The sequence below is a fragment of the Hydrogenophaga sp. GW101-3F08 genome (genome assembly GCF_059424585.1).
The window spans coordinates 110,043-124,970 of record NZ_JBWKZP010000006.1 but is presented as its reverse complement, the minus strand read 5'-3'; the positions used below and the strand labels follow the sequence as shown (position 1 = coordinate 124,970).

The 14,928-nt window shown below is 66.8% G+C and carries 11 protein-coding genes; 7 read left to right on the top strand and 4 right to left on the bottom strand.

Annotation, left to right across the window (positions count from 1 at the left end):
* The 3 genes from xylB to AC07YZ_RS16255 are packed head-to-tail and all read left to right on the top strand — an operon-like array spanning window position 1 to window position 3,846.
* Window positions 1–1,449, top strand: coding sequence for a xylulokinase (gene xylB / locus AC07YZ_RS16265; protein WP_494795462.1), 1,449 nt, complete (start codon window positions 1–3; stop codon window positions 1,447–1,449).
* Window positions 1,450–1,487: 38 nt separating this feature from the next.
* Window positions 1,488–2,801, top strand: coding sequence for a xylose isomerase (gene xylA / locus AC07YZ_RS16260; protein WP_494795461.1), 1,314 nt, complete (start codon window positions 1,488–1,490; stop codon window positions 2,799–2,801).
* Between the two features lie 37 nt (window positions 2,802–2,838).
* A complete protein-coding gene (locus AC07YZ_RS16255) occupies window positions 2,839–3,846 on the top strand; it encodes a Gfo/Idh/MocA family protein (RefSeq protein ID WP_494795460.1) in 1,008 nt (335 codons plus the stop codon).
* A 37-nt stretch (window positions 3,847–3,883) separates the two neighbouring features.
* Here the strand turns inward: AC07YZ_RS16255 and AC07YZ_RS16250 are convergent, their stop codons facing one another.
* Window positions 3,884–4,636: a helix-turn-helix domain-containing protein gene (locus AC07YZ_RS16250; RefSeq protein ID WP_494795459.1), complete on the bottom strand. Its 753-nt coding sequence runs from the start codon at window positions 4,634–4,636 to the stop codon at window positions 3,884–3,886.
* A 315-nt stretch (window positions 4,637–4,951) separates the two neighbouring features.
* Here AC07YZ_RS16250 and AC07YZ_RS16245 point away from each other — a divergent pair, with 315 nt between their 5' ends.
* A complete protein-coding gene (locus AC07YZ_RS16245) occupies window positions 4,952–6,553 on the top strand; it encodes a tannase/feruloyl esterase family alpha/beta hydrolase (RefSeq protein ID WP_494795458.1) in 1,602 nt (533 codons plus the stop codon).
* Between the two features lie 281 nt (window positions 6,554–6,834).
* On the opposite strand, the gene groL is transcribed toward AC07YZ_RS16245, so the two are convergent.
* The 3 genes from groL to cdd all read right to left on the bottom strand — a co-directional run bounded on the left by groL (window position 6,835) and on the right by cdd (window position 10,059).
* Entirely contained in the window at window positions 6,835–8,484 is a 1,650-nt protein-coding gene (gene groL, locus AC07YZ_RS16240) for a chaperonin GroEL (RefSeq protein WP_226491766.1), read from the bottom strand.
* A 45-nt stretch (window positions 8,485–8,529) separates the two neighbouring features.
* Complete coding sequence (locus AC07YZ_RS16235) at window positions 8,530–8,820, bottom strand: co-chaperone GroES (RefSeq protein WP_068174446.1); 291 nt, start codon at window positions 8,818–8,820, stop codon at window positions 8,530–8,532.
* Between the two features lie 249 nt (window positions 8,821–9,069).
* Entirely contained in the window at window positions 9,070–10,059 is a 990-nt protein-coding gene (gene cdd, locus AC07YZ_RS16230) for a cytidine deaminase (protein ID WP_494795457.1), read from the bottom strand.
* Window positions 10,060–10,246: 187 nt separating this feature from the next.
* On the opposite strand from cdd, the gene AC07YZ_RS16225 reads away from it, so the two are divergent.
* From AC07YZ_RS16225 to AC07YZ_RS16215, 3 genes are all read left to right on the top strand, one after another.
* Window positions 10,247–11,053, top strand: a complete 807-nt coding sequence (locus tag AC07YZ_RS16225) for a hypothetical protein (protein WP_494795456.1) — start codon at window positions 10,247–10,249, stop codon at window positions 11,051–11,053.
* A gap of 31 nt (window positions 11,054–11,084) precedes the next feature.
* Window positions 11,085–12,422, top strand: coding sequence for a hypothetical protein (locus tag AC07YZ_RS16220; RefSeq protein WP_494795455.1), 1,338 nt, complete (start codon window positions 11,085–11,087; stop codon window positions 12,420–12,422).
* Window positions 12,423–12,663: 241 nt separating this feature from the next.
* The gene (locus tag AC07YZ_RS16215; RefSeq protein WP_494795454.1) at window positions 12,664–14,913 is read left to right on the top strand and encodes a carotenoid biosynthesis protein; all 2,250 of its coding nucleotides are present in this window, start codon (window positions 12,664–12,666) and stop codon (window positions 14,911–14,913) included.
* Window positions 14,914–14,928: the final 15 nt, after the last annotated feature.

Sequence of the window (14,928 nt, the reverse complement as noted above, 5' to 3'; positions counted from 1 at the left end):
ATGTTCATCGGTATCGACATTGGCACCTCCGAGGTCAAGGCGCTGCTCCTGGCCCCCGACCACACCGTGCAGGGATCGGCCGGCGCCGCCCTCACCGTGTCGCGCCCCCAGCCGGGCCACAGCGAACAAAACCCGCACGACTGGTGGGCCGCCACGCAGGCCGCGCTGGCGCAGCTGCGCGCCGCCCACCCGCAGGCCTATGCGGCGGCGCAGGGCATCGGCCTGTCGGGCCAGATGCACGGCGCCGTGCTGCTGGACGCGCAAGACCAGGTGCTGCGCCCCGCCATTCTGTGGAACGACACCCGCTGCGCCGCCGAGTGCGCCGAGATGATGGCCGAGCTGCCCAGCCTGCCCGATCTGGCCGGCACCCTGGCCATGCCCGGCTTCACCGCGCCAAAGCTGCGCTGGGTGGCCCGGCACGAGCCGGACATCTTCAAGCGCGTGGCCAAGGTGCTGCTGCCCAAGGACTACGTGCGGCTGATGCTCACCGGCGAGTACGTGACCGACCTGTCGGACGCCAGCGGCACCCTGTGGCTGGACGTGCGGCAGCGCAGCTGGTCCGACGCGCTGCTGGCCCTCACCGGCCTGAGCCAGGCCCACATGCCGCGCCTGGTGGAAGGCAGCGCGCCCGGCGGATTCCTGAAGCCCGCCGTGGCGCAGACCCTGGGCCTGCCGGCGGGCATCGTCGTGGCCGGTGGCGGCGGCGACAACGCGGCCAGCGCCGTGGGCATGGGCGCGGTGGACGCGGGCCAGGGCTTTCTCTCGCTGGGTACCAGCGGCGTGCTGTTTGTCGTCACGCCCAGCTACCAGCCCAACGCCGCCAGCGCCACGCACGCGTTTTGCCACGCCTTGCCGCAGCGCTGGCACCAGATGAGCGTGATGCTCTCGGCCGCCAGTGCGTTGCAATGGGTGACCGATCTGCTGGGCGCACCGAACGCCGGTGCGGTGGCGGGCAAGGCCGCAGCGCTGTCGCTGGCCGAGCGCGTGGCTTCGCCCCTGTTCCTGCCCTACCTGGGCGGTGAACGCACCCCACACAACGATGCCAATGTGCGTGGCAGCTTTCACCAACTGAGCTTTGACACCGACGCTGCCCGCCTGGGCTACGCGGTGATCGAAGGCGTGAGCTTCGGCCTGAAAGACGGCCTGGCCGCCCTGAACGCGGCGGGCTGCAGCCTCAATCGCCTGTCGCTGGTGGGCGGCGGTGCCCGCAGTGCCTTCTGGGCGCAGCAACTGGCCAGCGCGCTGAACACCGAGGTCGTGACCCATGGCAGCTCCGCCGTGGGGGGCGCCTTGGGTGCCGCGCGCCTGGCCTGGCTGGCCACCGGAGCACCACAGAGCGCCGTGTGCCAGAGCCCCGCCGTGGAGGCCCGCTACCACCCCGATGCCGCCGAGCAGGCCCTGCTCGAACCCCGTTACGCACAGTTCCGTTCCTTGTACCGAACGGCGTGAAGTCTTTACATACCCAACCCCTGCCCACCGAGAACGCCATGAGCTCCTATTTCGCCGACATCGCCCCCATCGCCTACGAAGGCCCCCAATCCGCAAACCCCTTGGCCTTCAAGTGGTACGACAAAGACCGCCTGGTGCTGGGCAAGCGCATGCAGGACCACCTGCGCTTTGCCGTCTGCTACTGGCACAGCTTCTGCTGGAACGGCTCCGACCCGTTTGGCGGCGACAGCTTCCAGCGCCCCTGGCAGCTGATGGCCGACCCGATGGCGGCCGCCAAGGCCAAGGCCGACGTGGCGTTCGAGTTCTTCGCCAAACTGGGCGCGCCCTACTATTGCTTCCACGACCGCGACGTGGCCCCCGAAGGCGCCACGCCGCGCGAGAGCGTGAACCACCTGCACGAGATGGTGGACGTGCTGGCCGCCAAGCAGCAGGCCACCGGCATGAAGCTGCTGTGGGGCACGGCCAACCTGTTCAGCCACCGCCGCTTCATGTCGGGCGCGGCCACCAACCCCAACCCCGAAATCTTTGCCCTGGCCGCCCTCCAGGTCAAGGAAGCCATGGACGCCACGCTCAAGCTCGGCGGCGAGAACTACGTGTTGTGGGGCGGCCGCGAGGGCTATGAGACCCTGCTCAACACCCGCATGGGGCAGGAGCTCGACCAGATGGGCCGCTTCCTGAACATGGTGGTGGACTACAAACACAAGATCGGCTTCAAGGGCACCATCCTGATCGAACCCAAGCCGCGCGAACCCTCCAAGCACCAGTACGACTTCGACACCGCCACGGTCTATGGCTTCCTGTGCCGCTACGGCCTGGACAAGGAGATCAAGGTCAACATCGAGGCCAACCACGCCACGCTCTCGGGCCACAGTTTCGAGCACGAGATCGCCACCGCTTTGGACCTGGGCATCTTCGGCTCCATCGACATGAACCGCGGCGACATGCAGTGCGGCTGGGACACCGACCAGTTCCCCAACAACATCCCTGAGACCGCGCTGGCGCTCTACCTCATCCTCAAGGGCGGCGGTTTCACCACCGGCGGCCTGAACTTCGATTCCAAGGTGCGCCGCCAGTCCATCGACCCCGAAGACATGTTCCACGGCCACATCGGCGGCATGGACGTCTCGGCCCGCGCCCTGCTGATCGCCGAAAAAATGCTGCAGGACGACCAGCTCGGCCAACTGGTGGAGCAGCGCTACGCCGGGTGGGCCACGCCCTTCGGCCAGGACATCCTCGCCGGCAAGATGGGCCTGGACGCCGTGGCCGCCCACGTGGTGGCCCACAACACCGACACCCGCCCGGTCTCGGGTCGCCAGGAACGGCTGGAGAACCTGGTCAACAGCTATATCTGAGCGACGCGACCGCGACGACCGCCACCTGGAGAACGCCATGAAGCCAGTCGTGTGGGGCGTGCTGAGCACCGCGAAGATCGGGCTCGAGCACGTGATACCGGCGATGCTGTCCAGCCCGCTGGTCGAGTTGCGCGCCATCGCTTCGCGGTCCTTGCCCGCGGCGCAGGCCACCGCGCAGTCGCTGGGCATCGCGCAGGCCTACGGCAGCTACGAGGCACTGTTGGCCGACCCCGCCATCGAGGCGGTCTACAACCCGCTGCCCAACCACCTGCACGTCCCCCTCACGCTCGCGGCCGCGGCGGCGGGCAAACACGTGCTGTGCGAAAAACCCTTCGCGCTCAACGCCGAAGAGGCCCTGAGCGTGAAGGACGCCGCATCGCGGGTGCTCATTGAAGAGGCCTTCATGGTGCGCCACCACCCGCAATGGCTGCGCGCCCGCGAGCTGGTGCGGGCCGGGCGCATCGGCACGCCACGCGCGGTGCAGGTGTTTTTCTCGTACTTCAACGAAGACCCCAGCAACGTGCGCAACCAGCCCGGCATTGGCGGCGGCGCGCTGTACGACATTGGCTGCTACGCGGTGCTGGCCGGGCGTTACCTGTTTGAAGCCGAGCCCCTGCGCGCCATCTCGCTGGTGGACCGCGACCCGGTGCTGGGAACCGACCGGCTGACCAGCGCGCTGCTGGACTTTGGTGGCACCAGGCAGCTCAGCTTCACGGTATCCACACAGAGCGTGCCGTTCCAGCGGGTGCAGGTGGTGGGCACCACGGGCCGCATCGAACTGTTCGTGCCCTTCAACGCCGCGCGCGACGCGCAGATGCGCCTGGCGCTTGACGAAGGCGGGCAGCGGGACGGCAGCAGCGTCACCGTGGAGACCCTGCCCCTGGCCGACCAATACCGGCTGGAGGTGGAAGCCTTCTCGCGCCGCCTGCGCGAGGGCGCAGACCCCGGCGCCAGCAAGGGTCTGAACGACGCGGTGGCACAGGCGCGCGTGATCGACGCACTCTGGCAATCTGAGCGCAGCGGGCGCTGGGAGCCGGTGGCCTGAGCGGGCCGTGCGCCGTTGGCAGCGCACATGGCACGCATCAGCCCAAGACACGGCAGTCCACGAACGCCTTGGGCGCCAGCATTTCGGTCGGCAGCAGATCGAAGTAACGCCTGATGGCCCGCGACGCGTGCGAAGCGTCGTAGAACCCCCCGGCGCTCACCAAGTGGGTGGCGCTTTGGCTCTGCCCGCGCTGTTGCGCGTCACAGGCACTGGCGGTCACCTGGTACAGCCTGGCCCACGCCAGGTAGCTTGAAAGCGTCATGCCCACCTGCTGGCGAAACAGCTTGCGCACGTGTTCGGCAGACAGGCCCAATTGACTGGCCAAGGCCACCGGGTCTGCGCGCCCCTCGCTGTGCCGATGCAAACCGGCGCGCAGCCCGGTCAGCCGTGCATCGGCCCGCGCCGCACCGCCCGAAAACGCAGCCACCTCGCCCAGCACGCTGGCCACCCACCGCCTGACATGGGCTGCACCCACATCACCTTGACACAAGGCGTCCAAAGCCATGCCGTGCCGCGCCATCAACTCGCCATCCGGCCAGACCACCACCCCTCCCTGAGCGCGCTGCTGCAGGCAGACGCCGACGTCAGACAAGGGGTCCACGTACAGGAAGGCCAGCGCGCGACGCCGGGACAGCCCGCTCCACACACCACTGGCATGCAGCAGCACCGTGCCGCAAACCTCCGTCTCATCGCGCAGCCCCAACGTGGCGGGGGCACCCACCGACCCAAACACCAGTGCCGGCGCAACGTTCTCGGAGAGATTGAACGCGAGATCGGGATCGGCGTACATCAGCCAATCGTTGCCCAGATAGACCACCCCGGATATGGCATGAAGCGCCGACATCGGTGTTTCCCCTCGGTTCCCCGTGGCGTACAAGACGCCGGATTTGCACCGTCCTAGCATGGCCCAAGCCCGCTGCACAGGGCTGGCTGCACAGGGCTGGCCAGCCGTGCATGAGCGGCAATTTCCTTGCAAGGAAGCACATTGATGAGCCCCTCATTCTGCACAACCCCGTTCTGGGCGTCCCAGTCCAGTCGCGTTCACACCGCCGCAAAGGCATTCCCCAAGACAGCCGCTCTGACGGGCGCCCTGGCCAGCGCCGTCATGCTTGGCGCCCACGCCAGCAACAAGACGCCCGCACCGCCTTCGGCTCGGCCATTGGCCGAGTCGTGCGCCAGCTTTGTGCCCCACCGGTTGCCTGTCAACGCGAAGTTCGTCAAGACCGAACTGCGGCCCGCGCAAACCGTGCCCGAAACACACTACGGTTCCCAGGAGCCCATTGCCATGCCCCGCGCCTGCATCGTGCGTGGCACCATCGTGTCGTCACCCGGCTCCACCATCCACTGGGCCGTGGAACTGCCCGAGGGCACCGACTGGAACGGCAAGGTACTGACCCTGGGCGGCGGCGGGTTTGACGGCTTCATGCCCACCGACGACCCCTGGCACGTGAAATACGTGCAGGGCAAGGCCGCGCTGCCGTTCGTGCGCATCAGTTCCGACTCCGGCCACCAGACGGAAGACTTTGCCTGGGGCAAAGACAAAACTGCCTTGAAGAACCATGCCTACGAAGCCAACCACCTCGCCTTGCAAGTGGGCACGCACATCGCCACCCAGTTCTATGGCAAAGCCCCCACCCGGCGCTACATGGTGGGGCACTCCAACGGCGGCCGTTCGGGCCTGATGGCGGCCAGCAGGTACCCCAACGACTACGACGGCGTGCTGGCCATGTCCCCCGCCATCAGCCAGCAAGCCCACCAGGTCAACCTGGGCGACTTCAACCGCTGGATCTACGGCCACAACGCGGACGGCAGCAAAAAGGCCAACCTGCCCGAGCAGGCCAACTGGATCAGCCCCGGCAAATCGACCCTGTACGCAGCCGCCGAAATCAAGGCCTGTGACAAGCTGGACGGTCTGGAAGACGGCATCATCGGCAACGTGGAAGCCTGCAACTACGTGCCCACCGACCTGCTGTGCAAGGACGACGTGGCCGGCGCCAAGGACGACAGCTGCCTGACCTCGGGCCAAGTCGAAGCCATCCGCCTCAACTACGCCAACAAGACCGTGCCCATCACCCTGGCCAACGGCATGACGGGCTACGAGCGCTACGGGCGCGGCGGTGCCGCCACCGGCGACTGGCAGGTTTATGCCTTTGGCTTTGAGTACGATGGCGACTTCCTGAAAAAAGGTTTCAGCTACATCGCGCCCACTGCGGTCATCCAGACCCTGACGGGCTCCACGGAAGCCGACTCCATCAGCCACGACCCGCTGACCCTGGCACCCAAGTGGCAGTCTCTGTCCAAGGTGATGGAGCCCAAGGCTTCACTGAAGGCGTTTGGCAAGCGCGGCAAGCTGCTGGTGTGGTACGGCCTGGCCGACACCTGCGTCTCGGTGTACCGCACCGCCGCCTACCTGGACCAGGTACGCAAGGACAGTGGCAGCGCCGCTTTCGACGGCTATGCCCGGTTTGTGACCTCGCCCGGCGTCGGGCACGACCTCACAGGCCCGGGTGCGGCCCATGCCGACTTGGTGACCGCGCTGGTGGACTGGGTGGAAAAAGGCATCGCGCCCAACCAGCTTGTGGCGACCGGCACCACCGCCACCGGAGCCACGTTTGAGCGGCCGCTGTGCCCCTACCCCGGCTACCCCCAATACAAGGGCAGCGGCGACCCGTCCCAGGCCAGCAGCTTCAGCTGCGCGGCACCCTGACGACGAGGCACGCGAGCGCTGGTCAAAACGCCCGGCCTGGCCCGCCACGCCGCGCACGGGTTCCTCCGCTGAATGACCGAGCGAGCTTTCTCGCTATTTTTTCCCCCATTGAAAAAAACCCCGCGAGTCGCCTCGCGGGGTTTTTCTTTTGGGGTTCGTCAGCCTGCAGTGATGCATTCCGACGCGGCATGAGGGTGCAGGGCAAGGCGCAGACGCGCTGACTGTGGCATCGCCACGGCAAGCGGCTGCAACGCCGCCATGCGCCCTCAGGCAAGGATCAATTACATGCCCATGCCGCCCATGTCGCCCATGCCACCCATACCGCCGCCCATGCCACCGGCAGGTGCGTCGTCCTTCGGGGACTCGGCCACCATGCACTCGGTCGTCAGCATCAGAGCGGACACCGAAGCGGCGTTCTGCAGCGCGGTGCGGGTCACCTTCGTCGGGTCCAGGATGCCCATTTCGATCATGTCGCCATAGGTGTCGTTGGCGGCGTTGAAGCCGTGGTTGCCCTGGCCAGCCAGCACGGCGTTGACCACCACGCTCGGCTCGCCACCGGCGTTGGCCACGATCTCGCGCAGGGGCGCTTCGACCGCTTTCAGCACCAGCTTGATGCCGGCGTCCTGGTCGGCGTTGTCACCCTTGATGGTGCCAGCGGCCTGACGGGCGCGCAGCAGGGCCACGCCACCACCGGCCACGATGCCTTCTTCCACCGCAGCGCGCGTGGCGTGCAGGGCGTCTTCCACGCGGGCCTTCTTTTCCTTCATTTCGACTTCGGTGGCAGCGCCGACCTTGATCACGGCCACGCCGCCGGCCAGCTTGGCCACGCGCTCTTGCAGCTTTTCGCGGTCGTAATCGCTGGTGGCTTCTTCGATCTGCACGCGCACTTGTTTCACGCGGGCTTCGATGTCAGCGGCAGCGCCGGCGCCGTCGATGATGGTGGTGTTTTCCTTGCCCACTTCGATGCGCTTGGCCGAGCCCAGATCGGCCAGGGTCACTTTTTCCAGCGTCATGCCGACTTCTTCGGCGATCACTTTGCCGCCGGTCAGGATGGCGATGTCTTCCAGCATGGCCTTGCGGCGGTCGCCGAAGCCAGGGGCCTTCACAGCCACCACCTTCAGGATGCCGCGGATGGTGTTGACCACCAGCGTCGCCAGGGCTTCGCCTTCGACGTCTTCGGCAATGATCAGCAGCGGACGGCCGGCCTTGGCGACCTGCTCCAGCGTGGGCAGCAGGTCACGGATGTTGGAGACCTTCTTGTCGTACAGCAGCACGAAGGGGTTGTCCAGCAGGGCGGCCTGCTTCTCGGGGTTGTTGATGAAGTAGGGCGACAGGTAGCCGCGGTCGAACTGCATGCCTTCGACGACGTCGAGCTCGTTCTGCAGCGACTTGCCGTCTTCCACGGTGATCACGCCTTCTTTGCCCACTTTGTCCATGGCATTGGCGATGATGTCGCCGATGCTGGAGTCGCTGTTGGCGGAGATGGAGCCGACCTGGGCGATTTCCTTGCTGGTCGTGGTGGCCTTGGAGGCCTTCTTCAGCTCGGCGATCAGGGCTTCCACAGCCTTGTCGATGCCGCGCTTCAGGTCCATCGGGTTCATGCCGGCGGCCACGTACTTCATGCCTTCGCGCACGATGGCCTGGGCCAGGACGGTGGCGGTGGTGGTGCCGTCACCGGCGTTGTCCGAGGTCTTGGAAGCGACTTCCTTGACCATCTGGGCGCCCATGTTCTGGAGCTTGTCTTTCAGTTCGATTTCCTTGGCCACGGACACACCGTCCTTGGTCACGGTGGGGGCGCCGAAGGAGCGCTCGAGCACCACGTTGCGGCCCTTGGGGCCCAGGGTGACTTTGACGGCGTTGGCCAGGATGTTCACACCCTCGACCATGCGTGCGCGGGCTTCGCCGCCGAAAATGACGTCTTTTGCTGCCATGTTGATTTCTCCGGATTCAGTAATTGGGGATGGGTGAGAGAAGAATTACTTCTCGACGACGGCGAACAGGTCGTCTTCCTTCATGACCAGCAGTTCGTTGCCGTCGACCTTGACGGTCTGGCCGCTGTACTTGCCGAACAGAACGCGGTCACCGACCTTGACGTTCATGGCGGACAGTTCGCCTTTGTCGTTTTTCTTGCCGGGACCGACGGCCAGGATCTCACCTTGGTCGGGTTTTTCAGCAGCTGCGTCGGGGATGACGATGCCGGAAGCGGTCTTGGTTTCGCTGTCGATACGTTTGACGATCACGCGATCGGCGAGAGGACGAAGGTTCATTGCATCTCCTGAAATAGAACGGAAAAGGGGTGGTTCACACGGTCGGTGCCGGCCACCAGGGGCCGGCGGATGCCGTTGATCGACTTGAAGCAAAGTGTTAGCACTCAACTCCAGCGAGTGCTAATGATAAGGGCGGGGACCCCGGTTTTCAAGGGCGGGGGTCTTTTTTGCCTGTCCGCAGGTGCGGAATGCCCGTGAGCGCGTGGTGAACGCCTTTTCCCGAGCCGGCCCACCAATGGCGGCAAAAGGTCAAGGACTGGTTGCCGCGAGGTACTCCAGCGTCACGCCTGGAGCGTAGGCGGCCAGCACGGCCGCACTCGCGCTTTGCTGGCTGGACAGCGTCGGCACTTCCACCAGGACGCAGCGGGTCACCTGGCGGGTGGCGCCTTGCACCTGATTCATGTTCATGAAGGCCAGCGCGGACTCCAGGGGCGAGAGGCTGGGGTTGTAGGCCGCGTTTTCGGCGTTGCGTCCAGCGTAGATGCTTCCATCCTCCAGTTGCACGGCAATGCCCGCGTAGCCGTATGCCGTGTCGGTGGGATAGGGGGCGTAACAACGCTGCGCCGCGCCGAGCGCGGCGGCAACCACGGGATCGCTCGGCGTTCCACCGGGCAGGCTCACCACGTGTGTGCACAGTTTGGGGTCCATCAGACCACCGGTGATGCCAAGGTCCGTCGGCCCGAAAGCATCGGGCAGGAAGCGGGTGAGCGGCGTCATCGTGTAGGCATAGGGGTCGCCGGGATGGGGCGGCACCGGGGGCAACAGGATGTTGAGTTGCTGGGCGGACACCAGCTCGTACAGGAATTGCCGGCAATACCCGCAGGGCGCCGCGCTGATGGCCAACGCCTGCAGACCCGCTTCGCCATGGAGCCAGGCGTTGTTGGTGGCGGCCTGCTCGGCATGAACGGTGAAGCTCAAAGCCGCATTGTTGAACTCGAAGTTCGCGCCCAGATACAGGCTGGCCCAGCCCGTGCCGGGGACCGGCATCCCTGCTGCCACCGCCCCGACCTGATAGTGCGAGACGGGTACCACCGCATAGCTTTGCGCCACAGGCAACAGCTGCATCATCAAGGTGCCGATCTCGGCCTGCGCGCCGAGCTTGCCAAACATGCCGCCAACCTGTTCGGCCGACAGAAACCCGCCCTGGTCCCACATCAGGTCAACGTCGGGGCGGATATCGGCGGGCAGGGTGCTGATGGCTGCGGTCCATGCGGAACTGCGTTGAGAAGTGCTGGCCATGTGGTCTCCATGAGTGTTTGAAAGAATGCCTACCCCTGCGCGGCCTTCGAGGCATGGCCGCGTCGGGCCCCGACCGTAGCAAGACGGTCGCCGGTCAGGCGGGTCCACCTGTCAGGGTTGCCAGTGCGTTGCGGGGCGAACGCATGCGATGCACGAGCATGGCCGCACAACAGCAGAGGAGGCAACCATGGAGAGGTTTCCGGCGGAATTCGCCGACATGCTCAGCGCGCGAGGCCAGGTGATGCTGCGGCAGGGTTTCGCAGACACCGCGCGTTTCGCCGGCTGGACCGCGAACAAGGACACGGGCTCCGGCCAGACGCCACTGGCCTTCTTGCCGGGCATGCTCAACAAGACCTGGGCGAAGCAAGCGCGCCGCCTGCTCGACGCCACCATGCCGGCCCATGTCCGTCGCATCGAGTCGCGCATTCCGCCCGAGACCATCACCGGCATGCGCCGCAACTACACCGAGCGCTTGCCCAAGAGCATGCGCATCCAGACGGCCTATTTCGACTCCCCCCGAACGGCCGCTTACCGGGCCGCCGCGGACATCGGCCTGCTGCAGATGCTTCGTTCGGAAAGCCTGGCCCTCTTCGCCGAGCGGATCACCGGATTGCCGCTGGAGCGGCGGCGCGGCGTGCAACTCATCCTGTACGAGCCCGGCGACTATTCGGGACCGCACAATGACCACCACCCGGAGAACGCCCACGCACGCGACGGTTTTGTGGATCTGCACATCTCGCTGTGCAACGACAGCGTCCAGGACCAGTTCCTGGTCTGCGAAGAGCATGGCCATCTGGCGGGCGTCTATCCGGCCGCCAGTGACGGATCGGTGGCGCTGTACCGCCTGCCTTTTTGGCACTACACCACGCCGCTGCGCGCCAAGCCGGGCGTCGAGCACAAGGCCCGGCGCTGGCTGCTGCTGGCCACGTTCGACCTGCGCCAGCCATCCGCATCACGGCACCAGGCCACGGCCAGACGCATGCGCACGGCGTGACCTGCACACGGACTTCAAAGGAGGCATTTTCATGACCCAGCGGTATTCCAAGGTCCGATTCATCGGCTACACCATCCCCACCACGCCGGCCAACATGGTCGCCATCGGCAACCCCAATGGCCCGGGTGCGGTGGCGGGCACCTATCTTGGGCTGGAGGACTTTCAGGCGGATGTGCGTGCACGCATCGCGGTGCTGAAGAACGCCGCGGAACAGGCGCGCACCGCCCTGCCATCGGGCGATGCGCCGGGCAGCGTGCTCAACCTGTTCGTGGCGCCGGAGTTCTATTTCCATGGCACCCAGGGCCCATACGTCTACGGGCATGCCGATGCGGACCCGACCGATTTCATCCTGAGCGAGCTGCGCCAGGCCTTTCCGGCCAGCCAGTACCCGGACTGGACCTTTGTCTGCGGTTCGGCGATCACCTCGCGTGTGCATGACGTGACCAACATCCTGGCCTCCAACAGCACCCAGGTTCGCAATGCCGTGGTGCAGGCGTTGTCCGAGCAGTGGCTGGCGGCCTACGGGCCGCTGAACGGCGTGGTGTTCGACATGTTGGTCAACTTCATCAAGAACTGCCACGGCTATCCCTGCATGGAGGTGCGCAACCGCGCCCTGATCGTGAGCAACGTTGCGCTGGACACGCCCACCCATTCGCTGGGCACGGACCAGATGACCTGCGAGAAATACTTTGTCTCCAACGAAGACTTCGTGCTCTACGACACGACCGGTCGCAAAGACACCGTGACGGAGCAGATGACGGCCTACCCCTTCATCGATCTGAGCCATGGCGACCTCAAGGCCAGTGCCAAGGACAAATACGCCATCTTCCGGCAGAACTACGGCCCGGACAATTTCCCGCAGTACGTCGATTTCGGCGTGGAGATTTGCCTGGACCACAGCGACGTGCGCCTGCGCCGCAACATCGACAACGAGCCTTGGCCCCAGGCGGTCGATGCCCTGCATGTGCAGATCATCCCCTCGTGCGGCATGCAGATCGCTGCGCCCAGCGTGGCCGCCGATGCCATGGGGTTCGTCTTCAACTGCGACGGCCAGTACGCCTTGGATGCCAGCAACGGCACGGCCTGTCAGGGCGTGCAAAACAGCGTGCAATGCGTCTACGCCAACTACCTTGACGCGGGCAACGCCGCCTATGCCGGCCATACCCAGCTGGCCCGCGTGCAGCAGCCCGCCGTCGGCGGCGACCCCAACCGCAGCGGCGCGAGCAACGCCAGCTTCCAGACCCTGGGCACGCAGGACATCGCCATCCTCGCCGTTCCCGCGGTGCCCGAGTTGGCCCAATGTTTCGCGGGTGGCCCGGGCGCCGTGCACATCTATGGCCTGAAGTCTCCGTACGACTTCTACGCGTGAGACGGGGCACGCCCACGCCACCACCGGTCTGTCGGTGGTGGTTCGCCTGGGGAATACCCTGACCTGACGGTTATCTAAAATAAACGTCGACTCCCGCGCCACCGCTGGGCCGACCCAGCATGCACGAACCATGCGCGTCGGTGGTGGGGCGCTGGGTCGGTTGCGGCGGCTGCGGGTGAATGCCCGGCCGGCCGTTGCCCGTCAACGCAGGGGGCTGTGACCGATTTCCTGGGAGGCTCCCGTGGCTCTTCTGCGTTCGCGTTTGCTCCAAGTCCTGCTGCCCGGCCTGTTGTCTGCGGGCCTCATCCTCGCCACCGCGCAGGCCTACCCGCTGCTCACGCTCGGTCTGGTGGCCGTTTCGGTGGCCATGTTCTGGGCCGCGTTGTGGTCCGCCGCGGTGCTGCTGGGCCACCGCGGCGCCCGGGTGCTGGCCGTGCTGGCGCTGGGGCTGGGCTGGTTCGCCGAACAGATGGGCTCTTCTCGCGGCTGGTTTTTCGGCCGCTACACCTACACCGAGGTGCTGGGCCCCCGGCTGGGCGATGTGCCGCTGGCGATTCCGCTGATGTGGCTGGCTCTGTGCCTGGTGGGTTATGTGCTGGCCAGCCTCATTCTGTGGCGCACGCCGGTGCACGCGGCGCCCACGCTCAAGAGCGGCGCGCTCACCGCTTGGCTGGCCGCGATGATCGTGACCACCTTCGATCTCGGGGCCGACCCGTACTTCGTGTACGTGCTCAAGGCCTGGATCATGGAGAAACCCGACGGGGGCTGGTTTGGAGAAACGCTGCAGGGTTTCGTGGGCTGGATGCTGGTGTCCTTCGTGATCGTCGCCACCTTCCAGGCGCTGGCCGCGCCGCGCCGTGTGCCGGCCATCAAGCGCCAGACCCGGCTCGCGGCCTGGGTGCCGATCGGGCTGTACGCCAGCGGCCTGGTGTTCCAGGTATTTCTGGGCCACCCGGTCGAAATCCGCGCCATCGCCTTTTTTGCCATGGGCATGCCCACGCTGATCGCTTGGGTGGCCTGGCGGCACTGGACCCTGGCGCACGCCGAGGCGCCCCAGGCGCAGCCCGCCCACAGCGTGCCGCTGGACCCGATGGGGCTGCAGGCCGACCCGCTGGCGGACCGGACCGTGGCGGCGCTCATCGGGCCGTGGTCCGGTGCCGACGGCGCCACCGGACCGGCCACGGACCGGCTCGCCGCCGCCACCCGCCTCATGGCGGGCTGGACCAGCAACGGCGCCCTGGCCGACTGGGGGCCGGGCGACCCCGCAGCGGTGGCGGCCGATCCGGCGGTGGTGGCCGCGTTGCGCGCCTATGTCGGCGAAGGGCGCGCGTTGCCCGCCTGGGCCGACGCGGCCAAGGTCGAGCGCGCCGAGGCCATCTTCATGGAGCAGGGCCCGCTGTCGTGCACGCTGCTGTTCTGCGCCAGCCTGCCCGAGTGCTACGTGCTGCCCAACCTGGCCGAGGTGTTGCACATCGCGGGCCAGCTGGAGCAGCACACCGAACACCGCATCCGCCAGACCGCGGCCATGGTGTTCCCGGTGATGATGAAGGGCGGGCTGATGGACGCCAGCGGCGCCGGTGTGGCCCAGGTGCTCAAGGTGCGGCTCATCCACGCTACCATCCGCCACCTGATCCTGCGCGGTGAGCCGCAGGCGGTGCGCGGCCAGGTCGCGCCGCTGCTGCGGGCCGGCGCATCCACCGGCATGCACGCGGCCTTGATGTCGCACGGCTGGGACGTGGACCGCCAGGGGCTGCCCTGCAACCAGATCGAGCTGGCCTACACCCTGCTGACCTTCAGCTACAGCTTCCTCAAGGGCATGCGCACGCTGGGCCTGGGCCTGCCGCGCGCGGACGAAGAGGCCTACCTGCACGCCTGGAACGTGATGGGCCATGTGCTGGGGGTGCGGCGCGAGCTCATGGCCGACACCATGGAAGAAGCTGCCGCGCTGTTCGAGCGCATCCAGGCGCAGGCGCATGGACAGTCGGTGAGCCCGGACGCCCGGCCGGCCCTGGGCCGCGCGCTCATGCAGACCATGGAGCGCACGATCCGCCTGCCGGTGGTGCGGGGCATCCCGGTGCCGCTGACGCGCTGGCTGATCGGGCCGGACACCGCGCGCGAGATCGGCGTGGACGAGCGCGTCTCCTGGCCCACCCGGCTGCTGTTCCTCGCGGGCCGGCTGCTGGTGCGCCTGATCGACACCGTGGTGCGGGTGTTTTCGCCGGGCTTTTCGTTGTCCCGGCTGTTCACCCGCATCGTGGGCTACCACCTGCTGACCCGTTTCTTGCTGGACCAGACGCGCCCGCTGAACCTGCCCGACCACCTGCTCAACCCCCTGACCGAGACCGTATCGGCCTGGAGCGACGATCCCGCAGCCCCGGGCTGGCTCAACCGCCTGGAAGACCGCTGGACGACCACCGGCCACTGGCGGCCTGTGCACGGTGGCGGCACGGCACAGCGGCCCGTTCCCGAGCCCGACGCCGTCGTTTCCTGAAGAATTTTTTCCGCG

What these genes read in the sequence shown, in the direction of transcription:
- AC07YZ_RS16255 (WP_494795460.1), top strand. Translation starts at nt 2,839, where the DNA reads ATGAAGCCAGTCGTGTGGGGCGTGCTGAGCACCGCGAAGATCGGGCTC.
- AC07YZ_RS16225 (WP_494795456.1), top strand. Translation starts at nt 10,247, where the DNA reads ATGGAGAGGTTTCCGGCGGAATTCGCCGACATGCTCAGCGCGCGAGGC.
- AC07YZ_RS16235 (WP_068174446.1), bottom strand. Translation starts at nt 8,820, where the DNA reads ATGAACCTTCGTCCTCTCGCCGATCGCGTGATCGTCAAACGTATCGAC.
- xylB (WP_494795462.1), top strand. Translation starts at nt 1, where the DNA reads ATGTTCATCGGTATCGACATTGGCACCTCCGAGGTCAAGGCGCTGCTC.
- AC07YZ_RS16220 (WP_494795455.1), top strand. Translation starts at nt 11,085, where the DNA reads ATGACCCAGCGGTATTCCAAGGTCCGATTCATCGGCTACACCATCCCC.
- AC07YZ_RS16250 (WP_494795459.1), bottom strand. Translation starts at nt 4,636, where the DNA reads ATGTACGCCGATCCCGATCTCGCGTTCAATCTCTCCGAGAACGTTGCG.
- xylA (WP_494795461.1), top strand. Translation starts at nt 1,488, where the DNA reads ATGAGCTCCTATTTCGCCGACATCGCCCCCATCGCCTACGAAGGCCCC.
- AC07YZ_RS16245 (WP_494795458.1), top strand. Translation starts at nt 4,952, where the DNA reads ATGCTTGGCGCCCACGCCAGCAACAAGACGCCCGCACCGCCTTCGGCT.
- groL (WP_226491766.1), bottom strand. Translation starts at nt 8,484, where the DNA reads ATGGCAGCAAAAGACGTCATTTTCGGCGGCGAAGCCCGCGCACGCATG.
- cdd (WP_494795457.1), bottom strand. Translation starts at nt 10,059, where the DNA reads ATGGCCAGCACTTCTCAACGCAGTTCCGCATGGACCGCAGCCATCAGC.